This is a genomic window from Streptomyces acidiscabies, from assembly GCF_020010905.1.
Lineage (GTDB): Bacteria > Actinomycetota > Actinomycetes > Streptomycetales > Streptomycetaceae > Streptomyces > Streptomyces acidiscabies.
This window is the reverse complement of the sequence record NZ_JAGJBY010000002.1, coordinates 455,238-469,049: the sequence shown is the minus strand read 5'-3', so window position 1 is coordinate 469,049 and position 13,812 is coordinate 455,238. Positions and strand designations below refer to the sequence as shown.

Here is a 13,812-nt window from a genome sequence, read left to right as displayed (position 1 = left end):
CTGGAGCCCGCCCCTTACCGGCGTCACTGCTCCGCCAGTGCCCGCAGCCTGCTCAGCGCGCGGTGCTGGGCCACCCGGACCGCGCCGGGCGACATGCCGAGCATCTGTCCGGTCTCCTCCGCCGTCAGCCCCACGGCGATCCGCAGCAGGAGCAGTTCGCGCTGGTTCTCGGGGAGGTTGGCGAGGAGTTTCTTGGCCCACGCGGCGTCGCTGCTGAGCAGGGCGCGCTCCTCGGGGCCGAGGGAGTCGTCGGGCCGCTCCGGCATCTCGTCCGAGGGGACGGCCGTCGAGCCGGGGTGGCGCATGGCGGCGCGCTGGAGGTCGGCGACCTTGTGGGCGGCGATGGCGAAGACGAACGCCTCGAAGGGGCGCCCGGTGTCCCGGTAGCGCGGCAGGGCGAGGAGGACGGCCACGCAGACCTCCTGCGCGAGGTCCTCGACGAAGTGCCGCGCGTCCCCGGGCAGACGCGACAGGCGCGTACGGCAGTAGCGCAGGGCCAGGGGGTGGACGTGGGCGAGCAGGTCGTGGGTCGCCTGCTCGTCGCCGTCCACCGCGCGATGGACGAGGGAGCCGATCGTTCCCTGGGCACGGACCGCCTCGTCATCACGCATCGGTCCATGGTGCACCGAGGCCGTCTCGTCCGTGGCTCCGTGTCCTTCGTTGTGCACCGAAGCGTTATGAGCAGGTGCGCCGGAACTCATACCCCGCGCCCTCCCCTCCCGCTCGGCCGACTCGTCCCCGAGGAACTCCACACCTCAAGCATGCGGCATCCCCGCCGAAACGAGCAGCACCCCTCCGGGGAACCGGCCCGCACGGCCCGCGCCCGCCGGCTCCCACCACCCCACCCACCAGCGGAGAGTGAGGAGACGACAGCCGCCGGAAGCACACCCGGAATGTGTCCAAGATGACTCCGGGAACACGTTTCCCCGCGGGCGTCCGGCACCGTCGGCGCGGGACTCAGCGGACGAGCCCCCACCGGAACCCGAGGGCCACCGCGTGCGCCCGGTCGGACGCGCCCAGTTTCTTGAACAGCCGTCGCGCGTGCGTCTTGACGGTGTCCTCGGACAGGAACAGCTCGCGCCCGATCTCCGCGTTGGACCGCCCGTGGCTCATCCCTTCGAGCACCTGGATCTCGCGCGCGGTGAGCGTCGGTGCGGCGCCCATCTCGGCGGACCGCAGCCGGCGCGGCGCGAGCCGCCAGGTCGGGTCGGCGAGGGCCTGCGTGACGGTCGCGCGCAGTTCCGCGCGGGACGCGTCCTTGTGCAGGTAGCCGCGGGCCCCGGCAGCGACCGCGAGGGCCACGCCGTCCAGGTCCTCGGCGACGGTGAGCATGATGATGCGCGCACCGGGGTCGGCGGACAGCAGCCGCCGTACGGTCTCGACGCCGCCCAGGCCGGGCATGCGTACGTCCATCAGGATCAGGTCCGAGCGGTCCGCACCCCAGCGGCGGAGGACTTCCTCGCCGTTGGCCGCGGTTGTCACGCGCTCGACGCCGGGCACGGTCGCGACCGCGCGGCGCAGCGCCTCTCGGGCAAGCGGGGAGTCGTCGCAGACGAGGACGGAAGTCATGGCCGCCCTCCGCAGCTGATGCGCGTCACCTTGTGCCTCCAGGCTGGTACGTATTCACCTGTGCGGTCGACCGGCTCGGACATCTGCCCGAGCTTTTGTGTTTTCAACCGCCTCCGCACTCTCAACGACGGTCACTCGAAAGAGTTACGGGGCTGCGTAGCCTCTTCGGCACTCTACGTGAGGGTGCTCGGACGGTGCAGATAGGCACAACAGACCCTCGCCGTTTCATCACAACCGGTGCCCCATTTAGACCCATTTCTTCCCTTCAGGTGGTGTCTAGGGCTAGATTTCCAATGAGTCATATTTTCATCTCCTTAGATCGTAGTTGTACGGTCGTGGGCACCGTATCCGCTCAGCACGGCTACAAGGGGTCACGTAATGGCAGATTTCTCCCGCCTTCCCGGACCGAACGCGGACCTGTGGGACTGGCAGCTCCTCGCTGCCTGCCGCGGGGTCGACAGCTCGCTCTTCTTCCACCCTGAGGGCGAGCGCGGGGCAGCCAGGAGCGCTCGCGAGAACTCGGCCAAGGAGGTCTGCATGAGGTGTCCGGTCCGCGCGCAGTGCGCGGCTCACGCACTGGCGGTGCGTGAGCCGTACGGCGTGTGGGGCGGACTGACCGAGGACGAGCGCGAGGAACTGATGGGGCGGGCACGGAGCCGCCTCGTCACGGCGTCGGTCGAGACGGCCGCCGTTTCGAACACATGAAGGAACGTTTCTCCTAAGAGAAGGGCCACCACCACCGTCTGAGGCCGGGGCGCGCGCGTGCGCGCCCCGGTTTCTCACTGCCGTACGGCGGCCCGCTCCAGCTCCTCCAGCGTCGCCGCCACCGCGGGCACGCGCGCGAGGTCGGGCAGCGTGAGGGCGACGACCTCGCGCCGGACGGCCGGCTCCAGCGCCAGCGTGCGCACACCGCGCGGCCGGACGGACTCCAGGGCCAGCCGGGGCAGTACGGCGACCCCGAGCCCCGCCGCGACCAGGCCGACGACCGCCGGGTGGTCGTCGGTCGCGAAGTCGATCCGCGGGGTGAACCCGGCGCCCTCGCACACCTCGACCAGCTGACGCCGGCAGCGCGGACACCCCGCGATCCAGGGCTCGCGCGCGAGATCGGCGATCCCGACGGCCGCCGCGCGCGCGAGGGGATGCCGTTCGGGGACGAGGGCGACGAGCCGGTCGGTCAGCAGGGGCCGTACGACGAGGTCGGCCCACTCCTCGGTGTCGGCCGCTGTGCCTCGGGAGCTCTCGTACCGGAAGGCGAGCGCCACGTCGCAGTCGCCCTCGCGCAGGAGGGTGACCGAGCGTGGGGGTTCGGCCTCCTCCAGGAAGACGCGGGTGCCGGGGTGGGCGGCGCGCAGGGCGGCCAGGGCGGCGGGGACGAGGGTCGAGCTGGTGCTGGGGAAGGAGACCAGGCGGACCCGGCCGGCGCGCAGGCCCGCGATCGCGGCGATCTCCTCCTCGGCGGCCGTCAGCCCGGCGAGGATGCCGGACGCGTGCCGCACCAGGGCCTCGCCCGCCTCGGTGAGGCGCATCTCGCGTCCGCCACGCACCAGCAGCGGGGTGCCGACGGAGGTCTCCAGCGCCTTCATCTGCTGGCTGACGGCCGGTTGGGTGCAGCCGAGTTCGCGGCCGGCGGCGGAGAAGGAGCCGGTGGTGGCGACGGCGCGCAGAACGCGCAGATGGCGGGCCTCTATCACCGGGCGAGCATAGCCCTGGCCATAAGTAGCTCTTGGGTATGACAGCCCAAAGTATGTCGACTCTTTGAGGTCCGCTCGATTACGGTGCGTACATGAAGATTCTGTCCGTGAACCTGGGGCGGCTGGCGGCCGTGCCGTACACCGATCAGCCGCAGGGCCTGACCGGGATCGACAAGCGTCCGGTGGCGGGGCCGGTGCGGGTGTCGGCGCCGGGGCCGAAGGGGACCGGCGGGAGCGGGCTCGCCGGGGACGAGATCGCCGACCTGCGCCACCACGGCGGGGCCGACCAGGCGGTGTACGCGGTCGCGCGGGAGGATCTCGACGCCTGGGAGCGCGCGCTGGGCCGGCCGCTGGCCGCCGGGGCGTTCGGGGAGAACCTCACGACCGAGGGGGTGGACGTCTCGGGGGCGCTGATCGGGGAGCGGTGGCGGATCGGCGCGGAGGTGGTCCTTGAGGTCACGACCGGGCGGATCCCCTGTCTCACCTTCCAGGGCCATGTGGGCGAGAAGCAGTGGGTCAAGCGGTTCACGCGCGAGGCGGCGCCGGGGGCCTATCTGCGGGTGATCGAGCCGGGTGAGATCCGCGCGGGCGACCCGCTGGAGATCGTGCACCGGCCGGAGCACGACGTGACGGTGGCGGTCGCGTTCCGCGCGGTCACCACCGAGCGGGAGCTGCTGCCCCGGCTGCTGGCGGCGGGTGAGGCGCTGCATCCGGAGGGGAGGGCGCAGGCGCTGAAGTACGTGGAGAGACACGGCGGCTGAAACGACGTCAGGGGTGCTTTGTCCAGGGCGGCGGAAGGAGTGTCACCAAGCCGTTGCCGAGGGGTTCTCAGCCCTCGGGAAAGCCCCTGGGGCAGACGGACGCGCGTACTTCGGCCGCCTACGCTTCTGCCATGACAACGGCTCTGATTACGGGATCGACCGCGGGGATCGGTGCCGCGTTCGCGCGGCGGCTGGCGGCCGACGGGCACAACCTCGTGCTGGTGGCGCGCGACACGAAGCGGCTGCGCGAGCAGGCGACGGAGTTGCACGACCGGCACGGCATCGAGGCGGAGGTCCTCACCGCGGACCTCTCCGAGGACGCCGGCATCGAGTCGGTCGCCACCCGTCTCGGTGACCGCAAGAACCCCGTCGACCTGCTGGTCAACAACGCCGGTTTCGGCAACAAGGGCCGTTATCTCGACGTCTCCATGGCGGACGAGCTGACCATGCTCAAGGTGCACTGCGAAGCCGTCCTGCGGCTCACGTCCGCCGCCGCCGAGGCGATGCGCGAGCGCAGACGCGGGGGCGTGGTGAACGTCGCCTCGGTCGCCGCGTTCCTGCCGCGCGGCACGTACGGCGCGTCCAAGGCCTGGGTCGTCCAGTTCACCCAGGGCGCGGCGAAGGATCTCGCGGGCAGCGGCGTACGCCTGATGGCCCTGTGCCCCGGCTTCGTCCGTACGGAGTTCCACGAGCGGGCCGGTATGGGCACGGACAACATTCCCGGCTGGATGTGGCTCGACGCGGACAAATTGGTCACGGCCGCTCTCCAGGATCTCGCCCGCGGCAAGACGGTCTCCATCCCGGACCCCCGCTACAAGGCGCTCATGGGCGTCGTGAAGATGGCACCCCGGGGGCTGCTGGGCGGGGTCTCGTCGAAGGCGGGGCGCAAGTACGGGCCGCAGTGAGCGGTCCCCCGCCGCGCCCCGCTTTCCGCGCGGCGCCGGGAACGGGGAAACCCGGCACCCCCCCGAGAGGGTGCCGGGTTTCTGTGCACTCAGAGGTCAGTGCGAGTGGCCGTGGGAGTGGCCCCCGGCGGCCGGCTCCTCCTCTTCCTTCTTCTCGACGACCAGGGTCTCGGTCGTGAGGAGGAGGGAGGCGATGGAGGCGGCGTTCTCCAGGGCGGAGCGGGTGACCTTGACCGGGTCGATGACGCCGGCCTTGACCAGGTCGCCGTACTCGCCGGTCGCGGCGTTGAAGCCCTGGCCCTTGTCGAGCTCGGCGACCTTGGAGGTGATGACGTAGCCCTCCAGGCCGGCGTTCTCGGCGATCCAGCGCAGCGGCTCGACGACGGCCTTGCGGACGACGGCGACACCGGTCGCCTCGTCGCCGGTCTTGCCGAGGCCGCCCTCCAGGACCTTCGCGGCGTGGACGAGCGCGGAGCCACCGCCGGAGACGATGCCCTCCTCGACCGCGGCGCGGGTCGCGGAGATCGCGTCCTCAAGGCGGTGCTTCTTCTCCTTGAGCTCGACCTCGGTCGCGGCGCCGACCTTGATCACGCACACGCCGCCGGCGAGCTTCGCGAGGCGCTCCTGGAGCTTCTCGCGGTCCCAGTCGGAGTCCGTGTTCTCGATCTCGGCCTTGATCTGGGCGACGCGGCCCTGCACGGCGGAGGAGTCACCGGCACCGTCGACGAGCGTGGTGTCGTCCTTGGTGATGGTGACGCGGCGCGCGGAGCCGAGCACCTCAAGGCCGACCTGGTCGAGCTTGAGGCCGACCTCCTCGGAGATGACCTCGGCGCCGGTCAGCGTCGCCATGTCCTGGAGCATCGCCTTGCGGCGGTCGCCGAAGCCGGGCGCCTTGACGGCGACGGCGTTGAACGTGCCGCGGATCTTGTTGACGACCAGGGTCGACAGGGCCTCGCCCTCGACGTCCTCGGCGATGATCAGCAGCGGCTTGGAGGCACCGGCCTGGATGACCTTCTCCAGCAGCGGCAGCAGCTCCTGGATGGAGGAGATCTTGCCCTGGTTGATCAGGATGTAGGGGTCCTCCAGGACCGCCTCCATGCGCTCCTGGTCCGTCACGAAGTACGGCGACAGGTAGCCCTTGTCGAAGGCCATGCCCTCGGTGAAGTCCAGCTCCAGGCCGAAGGTGTTGGACTCCTCGACGGTGATGACACCGTCCTTGCCGACCTTGTCCATCGCCTCGGCGATCAGCTCGCCGACCTGCGTGTCCTGCGCGGACAGCGCGGCGACGGCGGCGATGTCCGCCTTGTCCTCGATCGGGCGGGCGGTCGCGAGGAGGTCCTCGGAGACGGCGGCGACGGCCGCGTCGATGCCCTTCTTCAGCAGCGCCGGGGAGGCACCCGCGGCGACGTTCTTCAGGCCCTCACGGACCAGCGCCTGCGCGAGCACGGTGGCGGTGGTGGTGCCGTCACCCGCGATGTCGTTGGTCTTGGTCGCCACCTCCTTCACCAGCTGGGCGCCGAGGTTCTCGTAGGGGTCGTCGAGCTCGACCTCACGGGCGATGGTGACGCCGTCGTTGGTGATGGTCGGCGCGCCGAACTTCTTGTCGATGACGACGTTGCGGCCCTTGGGGCCGATCGTCACCTTGACCGTGTCGGCCAGCTTGTTGACGCCGCGCTCAAGGGCGCGACGGGCGTCCTCGTCGAACTTCAGGATCTTCGCCATGACAGCGGGTGCCCTCTCGAAAAATCTGCGGATACAAAAAACGCCGCGCCCCTGGCACCCGGCTCCTTCAAGGGATCGCGGGGCCAGGGGCGCAGCTGGAAGAACTGAGGTGTCTTTACTTCTCGATGATCGCGAGCACGTCGCGAGCCGAGAGGACGAGGTATTCCTCGCCGCTGTACTTGACCTCGGTGCCGCCGTACTTGCTGTAGAGAACGATGTCGCCGACCTTCACGTCGAGCGGCAGGCGCTCGCCGTTCTCGAACCGGCCCGGACCCACGGCGAGAACAGCACCCTCCTGGGGCTTCTCCTTCGCGGTGTCCGGGATGACCAGGCCGGAGGCCGTGGTCTGCTCGGCGTCGAGCGGCTGGACCACGATGCGGTCCTCAAGCGGCTTGATGGCAACCTTGGAGCTGGCGGTCGTCACGATCCGACCTCCCCCTTCGGAGATCTCACGGGGTTAACTGTCTGAGGTGGCGACCAGGTGGATCCGTCGTCGCGGGTGCCGGACCTGCCCGTCGCGTTGTTGGCACTCTCCAGTGGGGAGTGCCAGACCTGAGACTATGACCGCGATTAGCACTCGGTCAAGCGGACTGCTAATTCCGACGCCGTGGTGACCGAGTTTTTCCCTATCGGCGGCCTACCGGTAGTCCTCAAGTCTCCCCACGGTGAGCCCCCGCTCCTGGGCCTCCCGCAGCACCCGCACGGTCCGTTCCCTGAGGGTCGGGCCGCCCGCCTCGTCGGAGTCCATCGCGACGATGTCGCCGGGGAGGAGGTGCCGGGAGCCGCGCGTGTAGGCGAGCCCGGCGGGGGTCATGGCGGCGCGCCAGAGGACGACGGTGGAGATGCCGCAGTCGGCCGCCGCGCGCAGGGTCGTCGCGTCGTACGTGCCGTAGGGCGGGCGGAAGAAGCGGGGGCGCAGGCCGAAGCGGGACCGGAGCTTGTCCTGCTGGCCGCAGATCTCCGCGCGCTGTCCCGCGTAGGGGAGGCCGCGCAGGGCGGCGTGGTGGAGGGTGTGGTTCTGGAGGTTGGCGCCCACGGACTGGAGGCGGGCGAAGTGTCCGTAGCCGGGGCCTACGACGCTGTCCGTGAGGAACATGCTGACCGGGAGGCGGAGTTCGCGGACCATGTCGATGAAGCGGGGGTCGCGTTCGGCGCCGTCGTCGTAGGTGAGGAAGACGACGCGGTCGGGGGTGGGGATGTGGTCCAGGACTACGGGTACGGGGGTGGTCGTGGCGGGCGGTCGCGTCGGGCTCGCCGTACCCCCAGTACCCCCCGTACCCGTAGTACCTGCGGGGGACCCGGGGGTGACCCGTGCCCGCGTAGTACCCCCCGTACCCGTAGCACCCGTAGTACCTCCGGGGGACCCCGTCCTCTCCGGTGCGGGAGCCAGCGGCTTCGTCAGCCCCCAGCGGCGGTACGCCGGTTGCTCCGCGCCGGACGGGTGGGAGCCGTGGACGCGTTCCGCCGCCTTCTTGCCGAGGCGTTCGATCGGGTCGACGGACTGGGCGCAGCCGGTGGTGAGTGCCAGGGCCACGAGCAGGACGGCCGCCACCGGCCCCCGCGTTCTCACAGGTAGTCCTCCAGGCGTCCCACGGCGTACCCCTTCTCGGTGACCATGTTCAGGAACCGGCGGACCATGTCGGGCATCGTGCCCTTCCAGTCGTCCCGGCCCCGGAAGTGGCTCAGGACGATGTCGCCGGGGTGGAGGTCGCGGTCCCACTCGCGGTACTCCCAGTGGTCGACGAAGACCTCCTCGTCCCAGAGTGGGGCGTACTTCACGCCGCAGGCCTTCGCGGCGCGCAGGGTGTCCTGGTTGTAGTTGCCGTACGGGGGCCGGAAGAGCAGGGGGCGCTTGCCGTAGTGCTTCTGGATGACGTCCTGCATGCCGCAGATCTCGTGTTTCTGCCGCTGGTACGACATACCTGGGAGGTACGGGTGGTGGAGGGTGTGGTTGTTCAGGACGACGCCCGCGTCCTGCATCTTCTTGAAGTACCTGTAGTCCTCCTTGACCAGGTAGTCGGAGAGGAACGCGGTGTACGGGACCTTCAGTTCGGTCATCATCCGCAGGAACGCGGGGTCCTTCTCGGCGCCGTCGTCGATCGTGAGGAAGAGGACCTTCTCCTTGGTGGGGACGGTCGTGAAGACCGGCGGGAGGCCCAACTCCTCGTGGTCGTCGACCTCGAAGCCGTCCCGCGTCGTGATCTCCGGTTTCTTCGCGGGCGGGGCGGGGGGCGTGAGGGGGACCCGCTTCAGGCCCCACTTCTTCGCCACCGCGACGCGTGCCGCCTGCTCCGAGCGGAGCCTCTCGGCGGACGACATCGGCGGGCGGGCCCGGGCCGCACCCGCCTCCTGGCCGGCCGCCGGCCTGCTCTCCCCCGCCGGCCGCTCCCCCTGCGCGCAGCCGGACGCGATCGCGGCGACCGCGAGGACGGTCACGCCGCTTCGGATCCTGTTCACCCGCGACGTACGCTTTTTGTATTTTTGTCCCACTAGTTCCATGGTGCGGGATCTTTACAGGCGAGGGGGGTGGGTCCGGGCCGACACTGCGGGTGGGGTGCGGCGATCCTTCGGGTGGCGTACAGGGGGCGGCGCGGGCCGGGGACAATGACCCGGTGAACGACCTCGCGCCCCTCCTCACCCCCCAAGGCCGCGCTCTTCTGGAAGAAGTGCGCGGGACGTCGCCCGGTGACGAACTGGCGGTGGCGACCCGGCTCCGGCGGGAGCATCCGGCGGACCTCGTGTCCGCCGCGCTGGGGCAGGCCCGGCTGCGGGACCGCGCGGTGGTGAAGTTCGGGGCCGAGGACGCCGGGCGGATGTTCTTCACGCCCAACGGGGTCGAGCAGGCCACCCGGGCGAGCGTCGCCTCGTACCGCGCGCGGCGGTTCGCGGAGTTGGGGGTGACCTCGCTCGTCGACCTGTGCTGCGGGATCGGCGGCGACGCGATCGCGCTCGCGCGGGCCGGGATCAAGGTGCTGGCCGTCGACCGGGACCCGTTCACCGTCGCCGTCGCCCGCGCGAACGCCGAGGCGCTGGGGCTCGCGGAGTTCATCGAGGTGCGGGAGGCGGACGTCGTCGACGTCGATACGGGGCCGTACGACGCCGTGTTCGTCGACCCGGCCCGGCGGGGCGGGCGGGGTCGGATCTTCGACCCCGAGGCGTACTCGCCGCCGCTGTCCTGGGCCATCGGGGCGGCCCGTACGGCGCGGGTCGCGGCCCTGAAGATCGCGCCCGGCGTTCCGCACGAGGCGCTTCCCGAGGACGCCGAGGCGGAGTGGATCTCGGACGGCGGGGACGTGAAGGAGGCGGTGGTGTGGTTCGGTACTACCCCTGGAGCGGTACGGGCGACCCTGCTACCTGAGGGGGACACGCTGCTGGGCGCCGGGCTGCCGAATCCGTCCGTACGGCCCGTGGGGCGTTATCTGTACGAGCCGGACGGCGCCGTCATCCGCGCGCACCTGGTCGCGGATGTCGCCGCCGGGCTCGACGGGGGCGGGCTGATCGACGAGACGATCGCGTACGTCACGTCGGACGAGCTGCGGCCGACCCCGTACGCATCCGCGTACGAGATCACCGACCAACTGCCGTTCAACGTCAAGAAGTTGCGGGCGTTGCTGCGGGAGCGGGAGGTGGGGGTGCTGACCGTGAAGAAGCGGGGGTCGGCGGTGGAGCCGGAGGAACTGCGGAAGAAGGTGAAGCTGCGGGGGGCTAACTCGGCGACGGTTTTTCTTACGCGGGTGGCGGGGGCGCCGGTGATGTTGGTGGGGCGGCCTGTGTGACGGGGATGGGCTGGATGGTGCGGTCGCGGAGGATGCGGACGCGGGCTCTGCGGGCGGCTTCGTAGGCGTGGTGGTGGGCTTGGGGGAAGTGGGGGCCTGCGAGGTCGCCGCCGGGGAGGAAGCGGGTGAGCCAGGTGACGGCGGTGGGGCCTTCGGCGGCGGTGGCGGTGCGGGTGAGGAGGAGCCGGTAGTAGCCGTGCTGGCTGGTGGCCGCGCTCGGGGTGTCCTGGAAGTAGCGGAAGACGGCCTCGGCCCGGGAGGGGGGAACGCGGGCGGGGACCGAACTGATCCCCCCGGGCTGCCCCCGGCGCAACCGGTCCAGGTAGTGGTCGACCTCGTCCTCCGGCGAGAGGACGTACAGCCAGGGGCGGGCGGCGTCCGCGCGGGTGATGTCTGAGAGTTCCACGCGGGAGCGCAGGTCGGCGACGATGCCGTCGAGGCCGTACGGCGTCAGCGCGGTGACGATCCGGTCGGGGTCCCAGACGAAGTCGTCCCCCTGCACGCCGGGCACGGTCCGGTTGCTGAGGATCGCCGTCCGGATGACGTCGAGGCGCACCGGCGCACCCCACGCGGCGAGGGTCGCGGCGGTGGCCGCCCGGACCCGCATGTCGTAGTGGTCGAGGAGTCCGTCGAGTTCGCTGGGGTCGCCGGGGCAGTGGTCGAGGGCTTCCAGAGCCAGGATGCGGACCTGGACGCCCACGGCGTTGCGGTGGACGAGGTCGAGCAGCGCGTCCCGGTGGAGATGCCCGTGTCTCCCGGCGACATGGTCGCGTACGGCCCGCATGGGCTGGTCGCTGTCTCTCATGCCTGCTGCCAGGATCCGGTCGAGCAGGGCCCGCACCCCGTCGTCACCGGCCGAATCCAGGTAGGCGGGGGCGATGTCGTCGCCCGACCAGTGCAGGTCGAGGTGGTGCAGGAGCCGCTCGGCCAGTCCGAACTCCTCCCGCCCCTTGAGGAGTTCACGCACCACGGGTGCGACCGGGTTGGCGTAAAGGCCCCTGCACGCTCCGAGCGCACGCAGCAGGAGATCGGTCGGCGTGTGCTCCGGGCCGAGCGCACGCAGGATCAGAGCGACGCGTGCGGCGGGCTGCGAGTGGTTCAGCGAGGAGCGCTCGGCTAATTCCAGCGCCCCCTCCAGCTCCGCCCGCAGCACCCCCGCCGCCCCCGCCACCCGCAACGTCCCGAGCGCCGAGATCAACGCATCCCTCAACTCCCCCCGACATAAAGCGAATGCCCCCAACAACCGCTCCCCCACCCGCCGCCCGCCATGCGCCTCCAGCGCCTGGACCAACGCGATCCGTGCCCCGTCCTCCCGCCGGCCGTCACAGATGTACGCAATGACGTCGTCGAGTTGCTCGTCCGACCGCAGCACCCCCACCAACGCCTCGGCTGCCCGCCGCTTCTCGTCCGGATGCGGGGAACGATCCAGCAACTCCCATACGGCGGCCACTATGTGCCGCCGCAGCCCGACGTCCGCCACGCGCGGGCTCCCCGTCAGGCACCGCGCCGCCAGCAGCAGATCCGTATGGAAGAAGTCGTCGTCGGGCAGGTCGAGCAGGTCGACGTCCCGGCGCTCCCCGAGCTGCAACACCCCCGCCAGCAACGGCGTCGCGTCCGGCAACGCGCCCGCGAGCAACAGGATCACCTCCTCCCACCACGGGTCGTAACGCGCGCCGACCGCTTGCTGGATGCCCTCCGCGCCCCGCTCCAGGAGGGCCGCCGCCGTGAAGTGTTCCTGGAGCGTGAGGTGGAGGAAGCCGTACCAGCCGTGGGCCTGCGGCTTCAGCAAGCCGTACTGGGTGCTGATCTCGTCGAGGATCGTGCGGCTGTCGGCGGGGTCGAGGTCGATCGTGGGGAGGAAGCGGCCGATCCGGTCGAGGAGGTCGTCCTCGGGGAAGTAGCGCAGGCCGCGCTGGTGGTAGTGGCGGGCGAGTTCCTTGAGGAGGTCCTGTTTGCGGTCGGTGGTGAAGCGGCTGTAGCGGGTGATCTCGCGGTGCGCGTCCCATTCACGCAGCAGGACTTCGACGCAGCGCTGGTACAACGCGGCGCGGCGTTCGGGGAGTTCGAGGTCGCGTTCGTAGACGATCGCGATGAGGCTGAGCAACAGGGGGTTCGCGGCGAGGGTTTGGAGCCGGCCGTTCGCCGAGAGGGCGCGTACGAGGCCGGCGCGGCGGCGGTCCGTCGTACCGAACCAGTTCGCGACGAACGTCTCGATCTGCGGCCACTCGAAGTCGAGGGCCTCCAGGACCTGGAACTGGGGGAGGCCGCCGCGCCAGCCCTGGCGGCGGCAGGTCGTGGCAAGGGGGGCGCGGGGGAAGCGAGTTGAGAGGCGGGCGATCTCGGTGGTGACCCTGCGGTAGGCGTTCTCCGCGTCCTGGGCGTTCTCGCCGCCGAGGACTTCGTCGAGGCCGTCGAGGAGCAACACGGCGGTGCCGTCGGCGAGTTTCTCCATGAGGTAGTCGCGGGCGTCGTCGAATCCGTAGTGGTCGGACCAGGTCTCCGCCAAGTAGTCGAGCAGGGAGGTGTGTTGGCTCTCTACGAACCGGAACAGTTCTACGTACGCCGGGAGTTGGGGTGAGTCCGTGGCCAGGCGCAGGGCGAGGTGGCGGAGCATGGTGGTCTTGCCTGCGCCGGGGTCGCCGACGACCACGATGCGGCGGTAGCGGGTGAGGGCGTCGAGCGGGGCGTAGGTGTGGACGGCGGTGGCGCGGGCTTCGGCGGCGGCGCGGGCCTGGGCGCGGCGGTGCCGGTCCCGTTCGTTCTGAGGCCGGTCCGCGTCGTCGCGCGGGCGGGTGGGGTCGGCGGGCCCTAGGTACGAAGGGGTCACGAAGTCCGGGTGGCTGCTCCTGTCGGCGGATCCTCCGTACGGATCCGGGGGCAAGTACCGGTCGTCGCGGTCCAGTTCGTCCGCCGACAGGAACCTCAGCGGCTGCTGTTCCTGGACGCCGACCTGGACGTACAGCCGCTCCAGTCGCAGCGGGCGCGACATGTCGAGGATCTTCAGGGTGGAGAGTTCCTGGACGAGGCGTGCGCAGTACAGGGCCGCCGCGTCCTCCAGGGTGGAGCGGCGTTCGGCGACGCGGGCCGCCGCTTGCTCGATCTCGCGGGTCGCGTCCCGTTCGGCCCTTCGCCTCTCGCGTTCCGTCAACTGGCGTTCGTGGTCCCACTCCTGTTCCTTCAGGCGGAGTTGGGAGGAGAGTTCGAGCTGGATCTTCTCGCGTTCCAGGCTCTGGGCGCGCTGGACCTGCCACAGGGCGATTCCCGCTGCGATCAGTGCGGCCAGGAGTCCGCCCAGGGCGGTGACCACCGACGCGCTGTCCAGTGCGAGATACCCCCTCATTCCGCCGATTGTGACAGCGGGGGGCGTCGGTGAAACCCCCTTCGGGGT

Annotated in this window: 12 protein-coding genes; 4 read left to right on the top strand and 8 right to left on the bottom strand. The window is 70.7% G+C overall.

All coding sequences use genetic code 11. From position 1 onward, the window contains the following. Positions 1–23: 23 nt before the first annotated feature. Positions 24–611 (bottom strand): sigma-70 family RNA polymerase sigma factor, encoded by a 588-nt coding sequence (locus tag J8M50_RS29190; protein WP_010351757.1) that lies wholly within the window; start codon positions 609–611, stop codon positions 24–26. Positions 612–957: 346 nt separating this feature from the next. Continuing rightward, on the bottom strand, positions 958–1,569 hold the full coding sequence (locus J8M50_RS29185; RefSeq protein WP_003948568.1) for a response regulator transcription factor: 612 nt from the start codon (positions 1,567–1,569) through the stop codon (positions 958–960). A gap of 378 nt (positions 1,570–1,947) precedes the next feature. On the opposite strand from J8M50_RS29185, the gene J8M50_RS29180 reads away from it, so the two are divergent. Further along, the gene (locus J8M50_RS29180) at positions 1,948–2,274 is read left to right on the top strand and encodes a WhiB family transcriptional regulator (RefSeq protein ID WP_010351756.1); all 327 of its coding nucleotides are present in this window, start codon (positions 1,948–1,950) and stop codon (positions 2,272–2,274) included. A 74-nt stretch (positions 2,275–2,348) separates the two neighbouring features. On the opposite strand, the gene J8M50_RS29175 is transcribed toward J8M50_RS29180, so the two are convergent. Next, positions 2,349–3,260 carry a LysR family transcriptional regulator gene (locus J8M50_RS29175; protein ID WP_010351754.1) on the bottom strand — a complete coding sequence of 304 codons (912 nt, stop codon included), beginning with the start codon at positions 3,258–3,260 and terminating at the stop codon, positions 2,349–2,351. 92 nt (positions 3,261–3,352) lie between these two features. Between J8M50_RS29175 and J8M50_RS29170 the strand changes: the two genes are divergently transcribed. Both J8M50_RS29170 and J8M50_RS29165 read left to right on the top strand, forming a co-directional pair. After that, positions 3,353–4,021: an MOSC domain-containing protein gene (locus tag J8M50_RS29170; RefSeq protein WP_029183581.1), complete on the top strand. Its 669-nt coding sequence runs from the start codon at positions 3,353–3,355 to the stop codon at positions 4,019–4,021. Positions 4,022–4,152: 131 nt separating this feature from the next. Then, positions 4,153–4,926: an SDR family NAD(P)-dependent oxidoreductase gene (locus J8M50_RS29165; RefSeq protein WP_010351751.1), complete on the top strand. Its 774-nt coding sequence runs from the start codon at positions 4,153–4,155 to the stop codon at positions 4,924–4,926. 96 nt (positions 4,927–5,022) lie between these two features. Here the strand turns inward: J8M50_RS29165 and groL are convergent, their stop codons facing one another. The 4 genes from groL to J8M50_RS29145 all read right to left on the bottom strand — a co-directional run bounded on the left by groL (position 5,023) and on the right by J8M50_RS29145 (position 9,147). Further along, positions 5,023–6,648, bottom strand: a complete 1,626-nt coding sequence (gene groL, locus J8M50_RS29160; protein ID WP_010351750.1) for a chaperonin GroEL — start codon at positions 6,646–6,648, stop codon at positions 5,023–5,025. Positions 6,649–6,763: 115 nt separating this feature from the next. Beyond that, a complete protein-coding gene (groES, locus tag J8M50_RS29155) occupies positions 6,764–7,072 on the bottom strand; it encodes a co-chaperone GroES (protein WP_010351749.1) in 309 nt (102 codons plus the stop codon). Between the two features lie 213 nt (positions 7,073–7,285). Next, complete coding sequence (locus J8M50_RS29150) at positions 7,286–8,218, bottom strand: polysaccharide deacetylase family protein (RefSeq protein ID WP_029183580.1); 933 nt, start codon at positions 8,216–8,218, stop codon at positions 7,286–7,288. Then, positions 8,215–9,147 (bottom strand): polysaccharide deacetylase family protein, encoded by a 933-nt coding sequence (locus J8M50_RS29145; RefSeq protein ID WP_078480524.1) that lies wholly within the window; start codon positions 9,145–9,147, stop codon positions 8,215–8,217. Before J8M50_RS29145 ends, J8M50_RS29150 begins: the two co-directional genes overlap by 4 nt. Positions 9,148–9,260: 113 nt before the next feature. Here J8M50_RS29145 and J8M50_RS29140 point away from each other — a divergent pair, with 113 nt between their 5' ends. After that, positions 9,261–10,424, top strand: a complete 1,164-nt coding sequence (locus J8M50_RS29140) for a THUMP-like domain-containing protein (protein ID WP_029183578.1) — start codon at positions 9,261–9,263, stop codon at positions 10,422–10,424. Here the strand turns inward: J8M50_RS29140 and J8M50_RS49305 are convergent. After that, positions 10,375–13,764 (bottom strand): NACHT domain-containing protein, encoded by a 3,390-nt coding sequence (locus tag J8M50_RS49305; RefSeq protein WP_010351745.1) that lies wholly within the window; start codon positions 13,762–13,764, stop codon positions 10,375–10,377. The genes J8M50_RS29140 and J8M50_RS49305 overlap by 50 nt on opposite strands. Positions 13,765–13,812 lie beyond the last annotated feature (48 nt).

What these genes read in the sequence shown, in the direction of transcription:
- J8M50_RS29190 (WP_010351757.1), bottom strand. Translation starts at nt 611, where the DNA reads ATGCGTGATGACGAGGCGGTCCGTGCCCAGGGAACGATCGGCTCCCTC.
- J8M50_RS29185 (WP_003948568.1), bottom strand. Translation starts at nt 1,569, where the DNA reads ATGACTTCCGTCCTCGTCTGCGACGACTCCCCGCTTGCCCGAGAGGCG.
- J8M50_RS29180 (WP_010351756.1), top strand. Translation starts at nt 1,948, where the DNA reads ATGGCAGATTTCTCCCGCCTTCCCGGACCGAACGCGGACCTGTGGGAC.
- J8M50_RS29170 (WP_029183581.1), top strand. Translation starts at nt 3,353, where the DNA reads ATGAAGATTCTGTCCGTGAACCTGGGGCGGCTGGCGGCCGTGCCGTAC.
- J8M50_RS29165 (WP_010351751.1), top strand. Translation starts at nt 4,153, where the DNA reads ATGACAACGGCTCTGATTACGGGATCGACCGCGGGGATCGGTGCCGCG.
- groL (WP_010351750.1), bottom strand. Translation starts at nt 6,648, where the DNA reads ATGGCGAAGATCCTGAAGTTCGACGAGGACGCCCGTCGCGCCCTTGAG.
- J8M50_RS29145 (WP_078480524.1), bottom strand. Translation starts at nt 9,147, where the DNA reads ATGGAACTAGTGGGACAAAAATACAAAAAGCGTACGTCGCGGGTGAAC.
- J8M50_RS49305 (WP_010351745.1), bottom strand. Translation starts at nt 13,764, where the DNA reads ATGAGGGGGTATCTCGCACTGGACAGCGCGTCGGTGGTCACCGCCCTG.